Here is a 2,896-nt window from a genome sequence, read left to right on the forward strand (position 1 = left end):
AGAGTTCCAGCAACCTAGTGCAGGTGGCGGCCGGACTTGTCCTTGATGGTGTCGAGGATGTCGACCTTGGCGCCGTTGATGAGCGCATGGCCGGTGTCGCCGACCTGGCCGCCCATCTCGGCATAGAACGGCGTCTGGTCGAACACGAGGTAGGCGTCCTTCTCGGTCTTCACGACATCGACGAGCTTTGAGTGCGTGGCGTGGGTCGCATCGATTTGGTAGCCGACAAACTTTGTCGCCGCGGCGACAGCCTCGCCCTCGGTGGAAGCGACGATGACATCAGTCTTCCGGGCAGCGCGCCCGCGATTGCGCTGCTCTTCCATGAAGCGTTCAAAGCCTTTGGCATCGACTTCGATGCCCCGCTCAACGGCAAGCACTTGAGTCATATCCAATGGAAAACCATAAGTATCGGATAGTAAGAAAGCGAATTCGCCCGAGATGATTCTGACAAGTTTTCCGTCTCGCATGATTGCTTCGCCGATCTCTACGTATGTTCGGCCCACTTGAATACTGGGGCCAGTATCGACCTCTGCCCTTTCGAGCAAAGTTGCGCCCTGCCAAAAAAGGTCCAGCCCTCGGCCGAGGGTGCTACCAAACGACTCTTCCTCCGCGCGGATGGCCTTCTCGACCATCACGCGCTGGGTCTTGAGTTCGGGAAAGACATTGCCGAGGGATTCGATGACGGGCGCGACCAGCGAGGCAAAATCGCCCGTCTTCAGGCCGAGATTCTTCTGACCATACATGATGGCCCGGCGGAGAATGCGGCGGATGACGTAGTTGCGGCCCTCGTTGCCGGGAAGGATACCATCGGCGATCGCGCACGAGACGCAGCGGGCGTGGTCGGCGAGGACGCGGAAGGCGATGTCGATCTGCTCCTGCGCGGTCAGGCTGTCGCGTTTGGTCGGGACGGACTTCGTGTAGATCTTGCCGGAAAGTTCGGTGAGTTTGTCGAAGGTCGGCTTGAAGACGTCGGCATTGTAGTTCGAGGGCTCGGCGGCGAAATCCCTGAAGCCATTCGTCGTCGCATGAATGCCCGCGACGCGTTCGAAGCCCATGCCGGTGTCGACGTGCTTCGCCGCCAGCGGCGCGAAGGTGCCGTCGGCGTTCGCGTTGAACTGGATGAAGACGTGGTTCCATATCTCGATGCAGCGCGGGCTGCTCGAGTTGACGTTCGCGCGGCCGGCGGCCTCGTCGTCACTTTCGAGTAAATTGAAATGGATCTCGGAGCACGGGCCGCAGGGGCCGGTGTCACCCATCATCCAGAAATTGTCCTTCTTGTTGCCGTTGACGATATGCACCGCCGGGTCGAGGCCAGCGTCTTTGAAAATCTTTGCCCAGATGTCGTAGGCCTCCTGGTCGAAGTCCGACGGGTCACCCTTGGCTTTGTCGGGCGAATAAACCGTCGCGAACAAGCGCTTCGGCGGAATGCCCCAGACCTTCGTCAGCAACTCCCAGCCCCAGGTCAGCGACTCCCGCTTGAAATAGTCACCGAAGGACCAGTTGCCCAGCATCTCGAACATCGTGTGATGGTAGGTATCGAAGCCGACATCCTCGAGGTCGTTGTGCTTGCCGCCGGCGCGGATGCATTTCTGCGTGTCGGCGACGCGCTTCCAGGGCGCGGTCTGATCGCCGAGAAAGTAGGGCACGAACTGGTTCATGCCGGCGTTCGTGAACAGCAGGTTGGGGGCCGTCGGCATCAGCGAGGACGACGGGACAATGGCGTGCTGTTTCGATTTGAAGAAATCGAGGAACGACTGGCGGATTTCGGCGGAGGTCATTGGTTCAAGGTGAGCGAGACATCCTCCTTCGCACGAGGCTACGGAGGACAGGGAAGTCAGAGGACAGAGCCCGCGGGCGCAAGAGGGGATTTCGCGGGGTCGCGCACCGATATCGCTATTGCCAAGGAAAACATTCCGGAGAGGATGGCCGCGTGTTGGTGACGGGCCTCGCTGTCAGTTGTTCGCATTCGCATGTCGGTCCTTCCCTCAATCCCCGCGGCACCCGCCTCACCCGGTTCCGGTGAGGAGCGGACGGCCTTAAACCGCCGGGCGGCCCGGCGCCGCCAGGGACTCGCCTATGTGATCGCGGTCACGATGCCGCTCTTGACGCTGGCGGCGCGCTTGGCGATGGGCTTCAGGCCCGGCGATGCGCCGATGGTCATCCTATTCATCATTCCCACCATCGTCGCGGCCTATCTCGGCGGCCTGGGTCCGGGATTGACGGCCACGCTGATGAGCGGGGCGCTGACGGATTATTTCCTGCTGATGCAGCCGGGCGGGACGCCGATCGTCTCCAGCCTGAGGTCCACGCAATGGCTCGCGTTCCTCGTCGTGGGCAGCCTGGTAAGTGTGCTGACCGAGGCGTTGCACGTGTCGCGGCAGCGCTTCCACGCCATCCTCGAATCGGCGCTGGATGCCATCGTGGTGATCGACCACGAGGGGCGCATCGTGGAATTCAATCCCGCGGCGGAGCGCATGTTCGGCCACGCGGCGCGCGACGTGCTGGGCCGCAACCTGGGCGAAGTCATCGTGCCGCCGGCGATGCGCGAGCGCCACCACCAAGGGCTGGCGCGCTACCTCGCCACCGGGGAAGCCCGGGTGCTCGGCCGGCGCACGGAGATGTCCGCGCTCCGCGCCGACGGGAAGGAGTTTCCAGTCGAGGTGTCCATCCAGCGGATCGCCGGGGCGAACCCGCCGCGGTTCACGGGTTTCATCCGCGACGTCACCGAGCGCCGGCGGACCGAGGAGGCGATGCAGCGCAGCGAGGCGATCCTGGCCCAAGCGCAGCAGATCGCGCACATCGGCAGCTGGGATCTCGACCTGGCGAACCTCGACAATGTGAACGTCAACCCGCTGCGGTGGTCGGAGGAACTCTACCGGCTCTTCGGCTACGAACC

2 protein-coding genes are annotated in these 2,896 nt (G+C 62.7%); one reads left to right on the top strand and one right to left on the bottom strand.

Going from position 1 to position 2,896, the window contains the following annotated elements:
- Window positions 1-14: 14 nt before the first annotated feature.
- Window positions 15-1,778: an alanine--tRNA ligase-related protein gene (locus tag JWQ89_RS18105; RefSeq protein ID WP_299643235.1), complete on the bottom strand. Its 1,764-nt coding sequence runs from the start codon at window positions 1,776-1,778 to the stop codon at window positions 15-17.
- 300 nt (window positions 1,779-2,078) lie between these two features.
- On the opposite strand from JWQ89_RS18105, the gene JWQ89_RS18110 reads away from it, so the two are divergent.
- Window positions 2,079-2,896: PAS domain S-box protein (locus JWQ89_RS18110; RefSeq protein WP_299643236.1), on the top strand; the 818-nt coding region annotated here is incomplete at its 3' end.

Source organism: Devosia sp., from assembly GCF_028290645.1.
GTDB lineage: Bacteria > Pseudomonadota > Alphaproteobacteria > Rhizobiales > Devosiaceae > Devosia_A.